Raw genomic sequence first — 14,061 nt, forward strand, 5'->3', positions numbered from 1 at the left:
GCAGGGCGCGAACCGCACATGTCAGATCCACGCAACGGACCGCCTCCGCTGCCCGCCTCCGGCCCTGTGACGCCGCCGCCGTTGCCGGCGGCGCCGTTGGACGGTCCGGGCTCTCCGCGGGACGTCCCTCCCCCACCCGGCAGCTTCCCGCTGGACACCTCGCAGCTGCCGCAGGCGATCCGCGACGAAGTGGACGCCCCGGACCCGCTGGCCATCGACACCTCCGCCACCGAGTTGAAGGACGGCCTGAACCGGTGCCCAAAATGCGGCGCCACCGATATCCGGCCCAAGCTCGGCACGGACATCCTGGTCTGCCTGTACTGCCGTCACGAATGGCATGGCACCCGGGTGGAAGAGGCGTTCAGTCTGGGCGAGAACATCGACCAGCTGCGTGGCACCATCATTGCCAGCGGGGCACGCGACATCGATGCCGATGCGTCGGCGCTGATGAGCTTCAAATGCACCGGCTGCGGTGCCGAAGTCACGGTCAACACCGAGAGTACGATGACGGCGCGCTGCCACTGGTGCCGGCATGTGTTCGGCGTCAACGAGCAGATCGCCAATGGCGCGGTACCGGATGCAGTACTGCCGTTCCACATCAGCAAGGACGATGCGGTTGCCCGCATCCGCCAGTTCGTCGACAAGCGCCGTCTGTTCGCCCTGAAAGCCTTCAAGGATCAGTTCACGCCCGAAAACGTGGCCGGCGTGTACCTGCCGTACATGATCGTGGACAGCAATGTCAGCGCCGCCGTGGCGGGCAAGGGCGAGATCCAGACCCGCCGGTACACCGTGGGCAGCGAGAAGAACAAGCGCACCGTATACGACGCCGATGTCTACCAGATCGAGCGCCAGGTGAACTTCACCGTCGACGATCTGCCGCTGGAGTCCTCTGCCGAGCGCGGCAATCTGGACATCAGTGCCAATACCAACAACATCATCAACACCATTCTGCCGTTCGACACCAAGAACGCGGTGAAATGGAACGCGTCCTACCTGGCCGGCTTCACGTCCGAGAAGCGCAATCTCGATGTCGAAACGCTGCGCCCGCGGCTGGAGGACCAGCTGCTGTCGATCGCGCGCGCACAGGTGGAAGCGTCGGTGCGTGGCTACAACCGGGGCGTCCGCTGGGAGCAGGAACAGCTGGACGTGCATGGCACCCGCTGGGTATCCATGTACCTTCCGGTCTGGCTGTACTCCTATCATCAGCCCGGCCGCAACGGCGGCATGCTGCACTACATCGCAGTGAACGGGCGCACCGGCGAAACCATGGGAAGCGTGCCCGTGCAGCAGTGGAAGATGCTGCTGGCCGCCCTTACGGCCGGCACGATCATCGAAGCAGTGGCAATCCTCATTCTGATGGCGACCGCATGAGCGACGACAGTGGCCTCTGGCTGTTGGCGGCAGGTCCGGCCGGCGCGACCGCGCTGTACTGGGCGCTGTACCGCTACTACCGCAATACCGACAAATCACACGCCTTCGAGCATGAAACCGAAGTGCAGGCCGCGCCCGTCAGCGGCTCGGACCAGAAGGTGGGCCAGGTGCGCGGCACCGAGGCCACCCGCATCGAGGGCGACAACGTCTACCAGTACCGACGACGCGTGGCGCGGCTGAAACCCAGGCCCTGAGGGCTGGGGCGACGGGCACCGCCACGGTGCCCGCCATCGCGTACCGTTGCGCAGCCGGCATGGCACCATCACGCGGTCTCCCGCCCTGCCGGTCGCATGCTTTCCGGGCCGCCCTTCCGAGGTTCCCGCCATGCCCGCCCTTCTCCCGCGCACCAGCCTGGCTGCGCTGTGCTGCCTGACCTTTCCCGTCATGGCCCAGGATGCGTCCTTCGGCTTTGGCCAGCAGAGTACCGAGACCTCGCAGACCACCCAGACCTCGACCACCCAGAGCCAAAGCCAGCGCAGCGATGACACGGCGTTCGGCAGCAGCGGCTCGATGACCTCGCAGTCCAGCACCCATTCCCGGACGCATTCCGAATCGAACAGCGAGGGCTCCGGCGTGGATCTGGAGATCGGCGTCCCCGATGACACCGATCGCTGGGGCCAGGAACGCCGCCATCCCCGCGATCTGCGTGACAGCGACCTGTTCGGCACATGGACGCTGGGCGAGGAGAACGGGAACACCTGCACGATCGAACTGAAGAGCATGGAGTGGTTCGGCGGCTACAGCGCCTACGTGCCGGCGGGCTGTCCAGAGGGATTCTTCCCGGCCAACCGCTGGGTGCTTTCCGGTAACCAGTTGCTGCTGACCGACACCAGCAACACGGTGTACGGCCGTTTCCGTGCGTCGGGCGGCGGACGGTGGTCTGGCTTTCGCGAGTCCGACGGCGCGCGGCTCTACCTGAATCCGAAGGGTCGCTGACGGACGCCCTGCACGCCCCGGGGACGGCAGCATCAGGAAGATCAGGCAACCTTCCTTGAACCGCCCTGCGATGTCCGCCCCCACCGGTCCCCGCCTCGTCATCTATGCCGCCCTGGCCGGCAACCTCGCCATTGCCGTGGCCAAATTCATCGCCGCTGGCATCTCCGGCAGTTCAGCGATGCTCAGTGAAGGCGTGCACTCGCTGGTCGACACCCTGAACGAAGTGCTGTTGCTGTACGGGCTACGCAGGGCCGGCAAGGCGCCGGACGCCGTGCATCCATTCGGCTACGGGCGCGAGCTGTATTTCTGGAGTTTCATCGTGGCCTTGCTGGTGTTTGCCGCGGGCGCGGGCGTGTCGGCGTACGAGGGCATCCAGCACATCCGCCAGCCGGAGCCGGCGACCCACCATGTGCTGAGCTACAGCGTGCTGGGCATTTCCATCCTCTTCGAAGGCGCGTCGTGGTGGGTGGCGCTGCGCGAGTTCCGTCGCACCAAGGGCAGGCTCGGCTATTTCGAGGCGTTCCGACGCAGCAAGGACCCGTCCACGTTCACCGTGCTTCTGGAGGACAGTGCAGCCCTGCTCGGTCTTGGATTCGCGCTGGCCGGGCTGGTCGCGGCGCAACTGCTGGACATGCCGGTCCTGGACGGGGTGGCCTCGCTGTGCATCGCCGCGGTACTGGCGGTGACTGCGTTCCTGCTGGCACGCGAGACCAAGGGTCTGCTGGTGGGCGAGCCTGCCCATCCAGCGGTGGCCGAGCGGATCCTCGCCGTCGCCGAAACCGATGCCGATCTGCGCCGCGCCAATGGCGTGACCACCATGCAGATGGGCCCGGAGCAGGTGGTGGCCATGCTCAGCGCGGAGTTCGAGGATGATCGGCATACGCCGCAGATCGAGGCCTGCATCACCCGTATCGAAAACGCCGTCAAGCGTGAGTACCCGGAACTGGTGGCGCTGTTCGTCAAACCGCAGACGCCGGAAGTGTACGCCGCCCGGCGTGCGGCGCTTCGCGCGCCGCGTTCACCGGATTGACGCCGCGTCCGCATCCGCTTCACCCTGCCAGCGCCAGACTGATCCCCCGTTCGCCGACCCGCTACCGCCGTGCCCGACTGGTTGCCCGATCATTGGACGCTCCTGCCCCGCCGCTTCTACCAGCGTCCGCCGCAGGAGGTCGCCCCCGAACTCCTGAACGCGCTGCTGGTGCGCAGCGATGGGCGGGTGGCCCGTATCGTCGAGGTCGAGGCCTACGGCGGCAGCCAGGACCCGGCCGCGCACTCCTACCGGGGACCGACGCCGCGGACAGCCAGCATGTTCGGGGAGGCCGGGCATCTGTACGTGTACTTCAGCTATGGCATCCACTGGGGAAGCAACGTGGTGTGCGGGCAGGAGCACGAGGGCGTGGCAGTCCTGCTGCGTGCAGCGGAGCCCGTGCAGGGCATCGACAGGATGCGGGAACTCAGGCCAGCCGCACGCCAGGACCGCGATCTTGCCAGCGGCCCAGGCAAGCTGTCCCAGGCATTCGGCCTGGACCGGAGCTTCGACGGCGCCGATCTGGTGACGGGCAGCCACGGTGTGGTCATTGCCCGCGACGGCACACCTCCGCCGACGGACCCGGTCATCGGCCCGCGGATCGGCATCAGCCGCGCTGTCGACTTTCCGTGGCGCTGGCATGTGCGGGGCCATCGGCACGTCTCGGCACGCGCACCCCGGCCGGCACCGGCGGCACGCAGATGACGCCGCTGGACCGGCCACTGCGGCGTGAACTGGAGATCGACGGCCAGCACTACACCCTGACGCTTGATCCGCAGGGCCTGAAGCTGGTGGAGAAGGGGCGGCGCAAGGGCCTGGTCCTGCGCTGGCGTGACCTGGTGTCAGGTGATGCCGCCCTGACCGCCGCCCTGCAGGCATCGTTGCAGGCGCGCTGAGCGGATGCCCCACCACAGTGCCGACGGACAACGCCGGATCCGGATCAGGTGCGCACCGTCACCCACGTTGGCGCGTGATCGCTGGCCTTGTCCTGCAGGCGCACCCAACGGTCCACGCCTGCATCCACCAGGCGTGCCGCCAGGACCGGGTTCAGCAGCAGGTGATCGATGCGCAGTCCCCGGTCGCGCTCGGCATGCTGGCGGAAGTAGTCCCAGAATGTGTAGATCGTGCTGTCACCGTGCACGCTGCGCAGGGCGTCGGTCCAGCCCTGCGCGAGCAGATGCTCGAACTGCTCGCGCACCTCCGGCTGGAACAGCGCGTCGCGGCGCCATGCCTTCGGGTCGTACACATCGGCCTCGGTGGGGATGACGTTGAAATCGCCCAGCAGCACTGCAGGGTGCGGGAGATCGACAAGGCTGCGTGCGTGACGGATAAGGCGCTTCATCCAGCGCAGCTTGTAGTCGAACCTGGGGCCCGGCTGGGGATTGCCGTTGGGCAGGTAGAGACCACCCACGACGATGCCGTGCACCGCCGCTTCCAGATAGCGGCTCTGCACATCCGCCGGTTCGCCCGGCAACCGCCGCCGGCTTTCCACCGGCACCGCATCCCTTGCCAGCAGGGCCACGCCATTCCATCGCGCTTCGCCCAGCCACAGTGCACCGTAGCCGGCCTGTTCCAGCGCATCGGCCGGGAATGCCGCATCCGTGGCCTTCAGCTCCTGCAATGCGACCACGTCCGGCGATGTCCTGTCGAGCCAGGCAAGCAGATGGGGCAAGCGCGTGCCGATACCGTTGACGTTGAACGTGGCGATGCGCAGCGTCTTGCGGCGGGCCATGCAGCACTCCTGAAGCCGGCGGGCAGAGGTACCACTGTGCCTGCGCCGTCATGCAGGCGCCGTCGACGTCATCGACACGACGCCCGGCGATCATGGCGAACGCGCCCACAGAAACCTGCTGCGAGCGCTACCCGGCCCCGCGCCCGCCTGCCAGAAACAGCGCCATGCGCTGCAGCTCGTCCTCCAGCGCACTGCGGAACAGCCGGTCGCGCGCCAGTGAGCGCCCCGCATAGCCGATCGATGGCTCAAGCTGGCCGTCGCGGACGGTCACATTGGCCCACCCCACCACCTGCTCGTGCCACAGCATCGGCAGCGCGTAGTAGCCATACTGGCGCTTGGGCGCCGGCGTGTAGGCCTCGAACCTGTAGACCCAGCCCCACAGCAGCTCGAATCGCCGGCGGTCCCAGACCACCGGATCGAACGGCGCCAGCAGGCGTACCTGCTCGTCCGGCGCATGCCGTCGTGAGCGCGGATTCTCGTCCGCCGGCCAGTACCACGTGGTGCCCTCCACGGTAGCGCTCGCCAGCTGTTCCTTCGCCAGCTTCAGCGCCTGCCGGGTCTGCTCGGCCAGATGCGGTGCGCCGTAGCCCAGCAGCCGGACCAGGTAGGTCAGGCTGGCCGATGGAAGCGGCGCGTACTTGCGCACGATCAGCGCGACCAGTGCCGCCGCGCGCCGCGCGCGCCCTTCCTCGCTGTCCTCCGCCGGCGCATGCTCGGCCACGCTGTAGATGCGCGTTCCGCTGTCGCGTCGCTGCACCCGGAGCAGGCCGCGATAGTGCATGCCCTCCAGCAGATGCGTGCTGGCGTTGCTGGTGCCTCCCCAGTAGTTGGTCACCCGCCCGTGCGCGAATGCCTGGTCGACCTCGCGCGGATGCACACTGCCACGTTCGCGCACGAACGCCAGCACATCCGCCGCACGGCGTTCGGTGTCCGCGTCCCATGCGCGCCGGGCCACGCGGGGATGCATCAACGCCAGGTACTCGCGCGGCAGGAAGCCGTAGTTGACCAGGCAGTCCTCTTCAACCTGCAGGCGCGGGTAACGCCGCTCGAGGTCACCCGCCCGATAGTCCTTCACCCGATGCCGCAGTGTCAGATCCTGTGCCCGGGCGGGCGCGCGGATCGGATCGGCCTGTACGAAGCCCAGCCGCCGGATCGCGGCCATCAACGTTGTCGGCGGGAACAGGGTGCGCGCCACCGCGTAGCGGCGCAGGTCGTCGAGAGTGGGCTGCCTGGACATGACGCCATTGTAGGCGCGCGCCGGGGGTATGCTGTCAGGCCCCGGTCCACTGACGTCCATCATGCGCACGCTGTACCCCCCGATCACGCCCTATCGCGAGCACACCCTGCCCGTGAGCACGCTGCACACCCTGCATGTCGAAGAGTGCGGAACGCCAGACGGCATTCCGGTGGTGTATCTGCATGGCGGTCCCGGTGCCGGCATCTCACCCACGCATCGTCGCTTCTTCGACCCGGCGCGGTACCGCATCGTGCTGATCGACCAGCGCGGCAGCGGCCGTTCCACCCCGTTCGGCGAACTACGCGACAACACCACGCAGGAACTGGTGGCCGATATCGAGAAGGTACGTGAGCACCTCGGTATAGAGCGCTGGCTGGTGTATGGCGGCTCCTGGGGCTCGACGTTGTCGCTGGCGTACGCGCAGGCCCATCCCGCCCGCGCCACCGGCCTCATCGTGCGCGGCGTGTATCTGGGGCGGGACATCGAGAACCACTGGTTTTCCGAGCCGCAGGGCGGTGCGCGCTGGATCTTTCCGGAACGCTGGGACCGCTATGAAGCGCACATCCCCGAAGACGAGCGCGGCAACCTGCTGCAGGCGTACTGGACACGCCTGGACAGCCCGGACCCCGCCATCCGCAGTGCTGCCGCAATGGCGTGGCTGGGCTGGGAGGACAATGCTGCGACCCTGCAGCACGAGGTGAACGCCGAATCCAGCAGCGATCCGATGGATACCCTGGCCAAGGCCCGGATCGAAGCGCACTACTTCCGCAACGGGGCGTTCCTTGAACCCGGCCAGCTGCTGCGCGATGTAGAGCGGATCCGCCACCTCCCGGCGGTGATCGTACAGGGCCGCTACGACATCATCTGTCCGCCACGCAGCGCGTGGGAACTGGCCAAGGCGTGGCCGGAAGCCAGGCTGGAGATGGTGATTGCCGGCCACAGCGCGAACGAAGCGGCCACGACCGACGCGCTGGTGCGCGCGACCGACGACTTCGCCGACCGTTTCGGCCAGCCCGGCTGAATCGCCCCTTCACCGTGCCACGGTGAAGCCGACCGTCGTCAGACCGTCCGAACTGGCCACGAACACGTCGCCGCCATGCAATGCGGCGATGGCCTTGACGATGGACAACCCGAGCCCGTGATGGCGCTCGCCCCGATACTCACGGGCCTGGTCGACCCGGTAGAAGCGCTCGAACAGCAGGGGCAGATGCTCGGCGGCGATGCCGTTGCCTTCATTCAGCACGGCCACCCGCACGCCCTCGCCTCCGGACTGCAGCTGCACACGCACGTCGCTGCCTGGACGCGCATGCTGCACGGCGTTGTGCAACAGGTTGGTCAGCGCGCGACGGAACAACGACGGATCGATGCGGGCGGTGGCGTCGCCTTCAACATGCAACGTCAGCTGGGCCTCTTCGAACAGGAATTCCATGAATTCACCGGCGGTGGCGACCTCGTCTGCCAGCTGGACCTGGCGCGTTTCCACCGCGATATCGCCCTGGCCGGCCCGCGACAGGAACAGCATGTCGTTGACGATCGCACGCAGGCGCTCCAGTTCCTCCAGGTTGGACTGCATGACCTCCTGCAGCGCCGCCACATCGCGCGGACGGGACAGGGCCACCTGGGTCTGCCCCATCAGATTGGCCAGGGGGGTGCGCAGCTCGTGCGCGACGTCCGCGTTGAATCCGTCCAGGCGCGTGTATGCCGCTTCCAACCGATCCAGTGCGCCGTTGAAGGCCTGGGTGAGGTGGCCCAGTTCGGCCGGTAGCCCCTGCGCCGCCAGGCGCTGCGACAGCCGCTGCGGGCTGAGCGAGCGTGCCTCGTTGGACAGCGCCCGCAGCGGGGCCAGCCCCAGCCGGGCGATCCAGTAGCCAAGCCCGGCCACCAGCAGCACGCCCAGCCCGCCGGCCACCCACAACGCAACGCCGAAGCGCTGCAGCGCCTGCGTATAGGGTTCCGAATCGATGCCGATCCACAGGTCCACATCCGGTCGCGCACCCTTGCCCGGCACCCGTTCGTACAGCGTGCGCAGCGGGTGCCCACCCTCACGCGGCAGCGTGCCCATGCCGTTGTCACCCTTGCCGGGGGCCTGCACCTGCGGCTCTGCCTGGCCGATGCGGAACGTGGGATTCTCGCTCCATGCCCAGACCAGGGTGTCGCGGTCGCCGGAGATCAGATTGCCGACCTTCTCGCGCACCTTGTTCCAGCGCTCGGTGCTGTCGCACATCGCGACGCTGCCACTGACCGCGTGCAGCTTGGTCTGCAGTTCCGCATGCTGGTAGCGCACGACCTGCCGCTCGAGCACGCCATAGACGCCCACGCCCAGCAGAGCAAACACCAGCAATGCGGCCAGCGCGAACATCGCCGACAGGCGCTGGGCGATCGACATCCTCATCCCCGCCCTCCCTCGTCCTCGCGCACTTCCAGCACATAGCCCATGCCGCGCACGGTATGCAGCAGCTTGCTCGGGTAGGGGCCGTCGATCTTGCCGCGCAGGCGCTTGATCGCCACTTCGACCACATTGGTATTGCTGTCGAAATTGATGTCCCAGACCTGGGCGGCGATCACCGTCTTGGACAGGATCTGGCCCCGCCGCTGTGCCAGCAGCGCCAGCAGCGCGAACTCCTTGCCGGTCAGGTCCAGCCGCGAGCCATCGCGGTAGGCCCGCCGGGCCAGCAGGTTCACCTGCAGATCGCCCACCTGCAGTTCGGTCGGCTCCTGCTGGCGCCCACGCCGCACCAGGGCCTGCAGCCGCGCCAGCAGTTCGATGAACGAGAACGGCTTGACCAAGTAGTCGTCGGCGCCCTGCCCCAGGCCGTGCACGCGATCATCCACACGGTCCCGCGCGGTCAGCATGATCACCGGTGTCTGCTTGCTGCGGCGCAGCTCGCGCAGCACGCTGAAGCCATCCATGCCCGGCAGCATCACATCCAGCACGATCACGTCGTAGTCGAACTCGCGCGCCAGGTGCAGGCCGGTGACACCGTCCGCAGCCAGATCCACCGCCCAGCCCTGCTCGCCCAGGCCGGTGCGCAGGTAATGGGCGGTCTTGCCTTCATCTTCCACGATCAACAGTTTCATCCGGGGTCCGCCAGGGCAGCGCCCGCCGCCTCCCTGCGCTCGCGGCGACGCTGCAGGAACAGGCGGTCCAGGGCCAGGTAGATCACCGGGGTACTGTACAGGGTCAACAGCTGGCTGATCAGCAGGCCACCGACCACCGCCACGCCCAGCGGCTGGCGCAGTTCCGAGCCGGTACCGAAACCGATCATCAGCGGAATGGCGCCCAGCAGCGCGGCCAGCGTGGTCATCATGATCGGACGGAACCGGGTCAGGCAGGCCTCGTGGATCGCCTCCAGTGGCGACAGTCCGCGGTTGCGCTGTGCGTCGAGGGCGAAGTCGACCATCAGGATGCCGTTCTTCTTGACGATGCCGATCAGCAGCACGATGCCGATCAGCGCCATGATCGAGAAGTCCAGCCCCCACAGCCAGAGCATCAGCACCGCTCCGATGCCGGCCGACGGCAGAGTGGACAGGATGGTCAGCGGGTGCACGAAACTCTCGTACAGCACGCCGAGAATGATGTAGACCGCCAGCAGGGCCGCGAGGATCAGCAGCGGCTGGCTGGCCAGCGACTCCTGGAAGGCCTGCGCCGTACCCTGGAAGCGGCCGCTGATGCTGGCAGGCATGCCGATCTGCGCCTGCGCCTGCTCCACCAGGCCGACCGCCTCGCCCAGTGAAACGCCGGGGGCCAGGTTGAACGACAGGTTCACCGCCGGCAGCATGCCGTTATGGCTGATCGACAGCGGACCATTGCCCGGGGGCTGCACCTGGGCCACGGCCGACAGCGGCACCATCTGCCCGGTCAGCGGCGAACGCAGGTGGAAGTAGGGCAGCGCATCGACCTGCCCCAGCATGCCCGGCGCGATTTCCAGGATGACCCGGTACTGGTTGGTTTCGGTCTGGAACTCGTTGATCTGGCGCTGGCCGAAGGCATCGTAGAGCACCTGGTCGATGTCGTTGGCGGTCAGGCCGAAGCGCGCCGCTGCCGTGCGGTCGATCTCCAGCCGGGTCACGCTGGCGCCGATCTGCTGGTCATTGGACACGTCGCGCAGCTGCGGCAGGCCCCGCAGCCGCTCGGTCAGCTGCTCGGCCCACTGCGACAGCTCGCGGCTGTCCTGCCCACGCAGGGCGTACTGGTACTGCGTCCGCGCCGGCCCGGCGCCGAGATTGATGTCCTGCGCCGCGCGCATGTACACGGTGATGCCGGGCACACTGGCCATCTTCGCCCGCACCCGGTCAATGAAGCCGTGCACGTCCACATCGCGGTCGCCGCGGTCCTTCAGCACGAACCAGAAGCGGCCATTGGACAGCGTCTGGCTGCCGGCAGTGGCACCGACCGCGTGGTTGTAGGCCTGCAGGGCCGGATCATCTGCAACGATGCGCGCGAGCTGCTGGTGCTTGGCCACCATGTCCTCGTAGCCGATGTCCTGCGCCGCCTCGGTGGTGGCGAACACGAAGGCGGTGTCCTGCAGGGGGAAGAAGCCCTTGGGAATCACCACGTACGAGGCCACCGCCACCGCGACGGTCAGGCCGAAGCCCGCCAGCACCAGTCGCTGGCGGCGCAGGGCCCATTGCAGGCTGCGGTCGTAGCCGGCCAGCAGGCGCCCGGCCAGGGTCCGCTCGCTGTCACGGTGCGCTGGCATGCGCTTCATCAGGTGCGCGGCCATCATCGGTGCCAGGGTCAGCGAGGCGACGATGGAGATCAGGATCGCCACGGTGATGGTCAGCGCGAACTCGGCGAACAGGCGCCCGACCACCCCGCCCATGAACAGCAGCGGGATGAAGGCGGCAATCAACGACAGGCTGATCGAGACCACGGTGAAGCCGATTTCGCCGGCGCCCTTCAGGGCGGCGTCCACCGGACCGAGCCCGGCCTCGCGGTGACGGTGGATGTTCTCCACCACGACGATCGCGTCGTCGACCACGAAGCCGACCGCAACCACCAGTGCCACCAGGGTCAGGTTGTTGAGGCTGAAGCCGGCCACGTACATCGCGGCAAAGGTCGCCACCAGCGCGACCACCAGTACCGCGCCGACGATCAGCGTGGCGGAAAGCTGGCGCAGGAACAGGCCCATCACCAGCACCACCAGCACGATGGTCAGTACCAGGGTGAGCTCCACCTCGTGCAGCGACGCGCGGATGGTGCGCGTACGGTCGTTGAGCACCTCTACATCGACGCTGGCCGGGAGGTTCGCGCTCAGTTCCGGCAAGGCGGCCAGCACCGCATCGGTGGTGCGCACGATGTTCGCGCCGGGCTGCCGGCTGATGATCAGGCCGACGCCGGGCTGGCCGTTCGGCCACGCCTGCACGTACGCATTCTCGGCGCCGTCGATCACCTGCGCGACATCACCCAGCGCCACCGGTGCGCCGTCACGATAGGCAACGACGAGGCGCCGGTAGTCCTGGGCGCTGAACAGCTGGTCGTTGGCTTCGAAGGTGGACGTGCGCTGCTCGCCCATCAGTGCACCCTTGGCCTGGTTGAGGCTGGCGTTCTGCGCCACGCCACGCAGGTCGGACAGGGTCAGGCCCATCGCCGCCAGCCGCTCAGGCTGGGCCTGGATGCGGATCGCCGGACGCTGCTGGCCGACGATGCCAACCTCCGAAACGCCGCTGATCTGGCTGATCGAGCGTGCGAGGCGGCTCTCGGCCAGATCGCTCAGTTCGGTCATCGACATCTGGGTCGACACCACGCTGAGCACCAGGATGGGACTGTCGGCCGGATTCACCTTGCGCCAGGTCGGCATGTTCGGCAGTTCACTGGGCAGGCGGCCGGCGGCGGCGTTGATCGCCGCCTGCACTTCCTGCGCGGCCGTGTCGATGTTCTTTTCCAGATCGAACTGCAGGGTGATCGAGGTGCTGCCCAATGCACTGGTCGAGGTCATCTCGATGATGCCGGGCACGCCCGTCAGCTGGGTTTCCAGTGGCGTGGCGACCGCCGAGGCCATGGTCTCGGCGCTGGCACCGGGCAGATTGGCATTGACCCGGATGGTCGGGAACTCAGCCTCCGGCAACGGCGCCACCGGCAGGCGCGGCAACGCCGCCACGCCCAGCAGCACCACCGCCAGGGTCAACAGGGTCGTGGCGACCGGGTGATGAACGAACCAGCTGGACAGCGAGGTGCGCGCGCTCACGGTGCCGCCCCGCGCCGGACCGGTGCAGGCGCTGCGGCGGGTTTGGCCTCGGCCGCCACCGTGCCCGGCCGCAGCCGCGACTGTCCATCGCGTACCACCACGTCGCCGACCCGCAGCTCACCCTGCACGACCACCTGCCCGCCGTCCTGTTCACCGACCGTGACCGGCAACGATTCCACACTGCCATCAGCGACCACGCGGTAGACGAAGCTGCCCTGCACGCCACGCTGGATCGCCGCGGCATCCAGCACCAGCGCGCCCGTGCTCTGGCCGGTGCGCACCCGCACGCTGACCAGTTGCCCGGGCCACAGCTGGTCGGACGCATTGCTGAAGCGCGCGCGCAGCCGCACCGTACCGGAGGCCTCGTCCACCTGGTTGTCGATCACCTGCAACGTGCCCTCAGCCAGCAGCTGGCCACCCTCGCGGTCCAGTGCCTGCACCTGTGCGCCGCCTGCGGCGAGCGCCTGTCGCAGCTGCGGCAGCGCGTCCTGCGGCAGCGCGAACACCACCGAGATCGGATCGGTCTGCTGCACGGTCACCAACCCCTGCGTATCACTGGCGCGCACCAGATTGCCCGGATCCACCTGGCGCAGGCCGATGCGGCCGTCCATCGGCGCCACGATGCGCGTATATGAGAGCTGCACCTGCGCTGCGTCCACCGCAGCCTGGTTGCCGCGGCCGGTGGCCTGCAGCTGCTGCACGGTGGCGGCCTGCTGCTCCAGCATCTGTCGCGACACCAGCTGGTCGCTGGACAGGTGCTGCAGCCGTGACAGATCCGAGCGCGCCGCGTCCAGCGTGGCGCGGTCGCGCACCAGCGCCGCCTGTGCACCGCCCAGACCGGCACGGATGGCGCGATCATCGATACGCGCGAGCAGTTGCCCCTTGCGCACCTTCTGCCCTTCCTCGAACAGCACTTCGGTCAGCACGCCATCCACCTGCGGGCGCAGCACCGTGCTCTGCAGCGACTGCACCGTGCCGACGCCGCTTCGCCAGTGCGGGACATCACGCTGCTCGACGCGCGTGGTGACCACCGGTACCGGTGGCGGTGCCGCGCTGGGCTGTGCGTCGCCGCGGGAAACGCCGTGGAACAGCATCGCCAGCAACAGGGCAACCAGCAGTGCCGCTCCCAGCGCGAGGTGGCGGCGGCGCAGCAGCGCAGTGACATCAGGCAATCGCATGGCAGGGGGTCCAATCCGGTGCCCGCGCCGGTCTGCGCAGGCCTGCCGTCATCCTGGGCGGCAACCTCCGGCACCATGCTGTCACCTGCCTGACAATTCCGTCAGCTTCGACTGAGGCCGCTATACCAAGGTATAGCGACGCTAACCCACGGGCCTCTAGGCCGTGCCCGGCCAGCGGCCGACAATGGCACCACCGCCGGGAAACGTGCCCGGCAGCCCCTTCCCACCTGCACGGAGACGCCGATGGATCCCGACCCTGCCGGGCGCAACGCGCCCCTGCCTGCCTGTTTCCGCCCGTACCGGGCACCTGGCGGCCGGTCCCTGCCTGCGTG

Annotated in this window: 13 protein-coding genes; 7 read left to right on the top strand and 6 right to left on the bottom strand. The window is 68.1% G+C overall.

What is annotated here, in order from left to right:
- The first annotated feature begins 18 nt into the window (after positions 1 to 18).
- The 6 genes from ACVOKU_RS03920 (at position 19) to ACVOKU_RS03945 (ending at position 4,290) form a co-directional block, all read left to right on the top strand.
- The gene (locus ACVOKU_RS03920; protein WP_481559158.1) at positions 19 to 1,371 is read left to right on the top strand and encodes a TFIIB-type zinc ribbon-containing protein; all 1,353 of its coding nucleotides are present in this window, start codon (positions 19 to 21) and stop codon (positions 1,369 to 1,371) included.
- Positions 1,368 to 1,625, top strand: a complete 258-nt coding sequence (locus ACVOKU_RS03925) for a hypothetical protein (RefSeq protein WP_053515893.1) — start codon at positions 1,368 to 1,370, stop codon at positions 1,623 to 1,625. The genes ACVOKU_RS03920 and ACVOKU_RS03925 overlap by 4 nt, the downstream gene beginning before the upstream one ends.
- Positions 1,626 to 1,755: 130 nt before the next feature.
- The gene (locus ACVOKU_RS03930; RefSeq protein ID WP_481559159.1) at positions 1,756 to 2,367 is read left to right on the top strand and encodes an AprI/Inh family metalloprotease inhibitor; all 612 of its coding nucleotides are present in this window, start codon (positions 1,756 to 1,758) and stop codon (positions 2,365 to 2,367) included.
- Between the two features lie 70 nt (positions 2,368 to 2,437).
- Positions 2,438 to 3,397, top strand: coding sequence for a cation diffusion facilitator family transporter (locus ACVOKU_RS03935; protein WP_053515898.1), 960 nt, complete (start codon positions 2,438 to 2,440; stop codon positions 3,395 to 3,397).
- A 69-nt stretch (positions 3,398 to 3,466) separates the two neighbouring features.
- A complete protein-coding gene (locus tag ACVOKU_RS03940) occupies positions 3,467 to 4,099 on the top strand; it encodes a DNA-3-methyladenine glycosylase (protein ID WP_481559160.1) in 633 nt (210 codons plus the stop codon).
- Entirely contained in the window at positions 4,096 to 4,290 is a 195-nt protein-coding gene (locus ACVOKU_RS03945; RefSeq protein WP_481559161.1) for a hypothetical protein, read from the top strand. Before ACVOKU_RS03940 ends, ACVOKU_RS03945 begins: the two co-directional genes overlap by 4 nt.
- 44 nt (positions 4,291 to 4,334) lie before the next feature.
- Here the strand turns inward: ACVOKU_RS03945 and ACVOKU_RS03950 are convergent, their stop codons facing one another.
- Entirely contained in the window at positions 4,335 to 5,126 is a 792-nt protein-coding gene (locus ACVOKU_RS03950; protein WP_481559162.1) for an exodeoxyribonuclease III, read from the bottom strand.
- A gap of 127 nt (positions 5,127 to 5,253) precedes the next feature.
- A complete protein-coding gene (locus ACVOKU_RS03955; protein ID WP_481559163.1) occupies positions 5,254 to 6,363 on the bottom strand; it encodes a DNA glycosylase AlkZ-like family protein in 1,110 nt (369 codons plus the stop codon).
- A gap of 61 nt (positions 6,364 to 6,424) precedes the next feature.
- Here ACVOKU_RS03955 and pip point away from each other — a divergent pair, with 61 nt between their 5' ends.
- Entirely contained in the window at positions 6,425 to 7,384 is a 960-nt protein-coding gene (pip, locus tag ACVOKU_RS03960) for a prolyl aminopeptidase (RefSeq protein ID WP_481559164.1), read from the top strand.
- 9 nt (positions 7,385 to 7,393) lie between these two features.
- On the opposite strand, the gene ACVOKU_RS03965 is transcribed toward pip, so the two are convergent.
- From ACVOKU_RS03965 to ACVOKU_RS03980, 4 genes are read right to left on the bottom strand one after another with little or no spacing between them, the layout of a single operon-like run.
- The gene (locus ACVOKU_RS03965; RefSeq protein WP_481559165.1) at positions 7,394 to 8,755 is read right to left on the bottom strand and encodes a heavy metal sensor histidine kinase; all 1,362 of its coding nucleotides are present in this window, start codon (positions 8,753 to 8,755) and stop codon (positions 7,394 to 7,396) included.
- A complete protein-coding gene (locus ACVOKU_RS03970; RefSeq protein WP_053515914.1) occupies positions 8,752 to 9,441 on the bottom strand; it encodes a heavy metal response regulator transcription factor in 690 nt (229 codons plus the stop codon). Before ACVOKU_RS03970 ends, ACVOKU_RS03965 begins: the two co-directional genes overlap by 4 nt.
- Positions 9,438 to 12,551 (bottom strand): multidrug efflux RND transporter permease subunit, encoded by a 3,114-nt coding sequence (locus ACVOKU_RS03975; RefSeq protein WP_481559166.1) that lies wholly within the window; start codon positions 12,549 to 12,551, stop codon positions 9,438 to 9,440. Before ACVOKU_RS03975 ends, ACVOKU_RS03970 begins: the two co-directional genes overlap by 4 nt.
- Entirely contained in the window at positions 12,548 to 13,729 is a 1,182-nt protein-coding gene (locus ACVOKU_RS03980) for an efflux RND transporter periplasmic adaptor subunit (RefSeq protein WP_481559167.1), read from the bottom strand. Before ACVOKU_RS03980 ends, ACVOKU_RS03975 begins: the two co-directional genes overlap by 4 nt.
- Between the last annotated feature and the right edge of the window lie 332 nt (positions 13,730 to 14,061).

The organism is Stenotrophomonas sp. STEN147 (genome assembly GCF_056757995.1).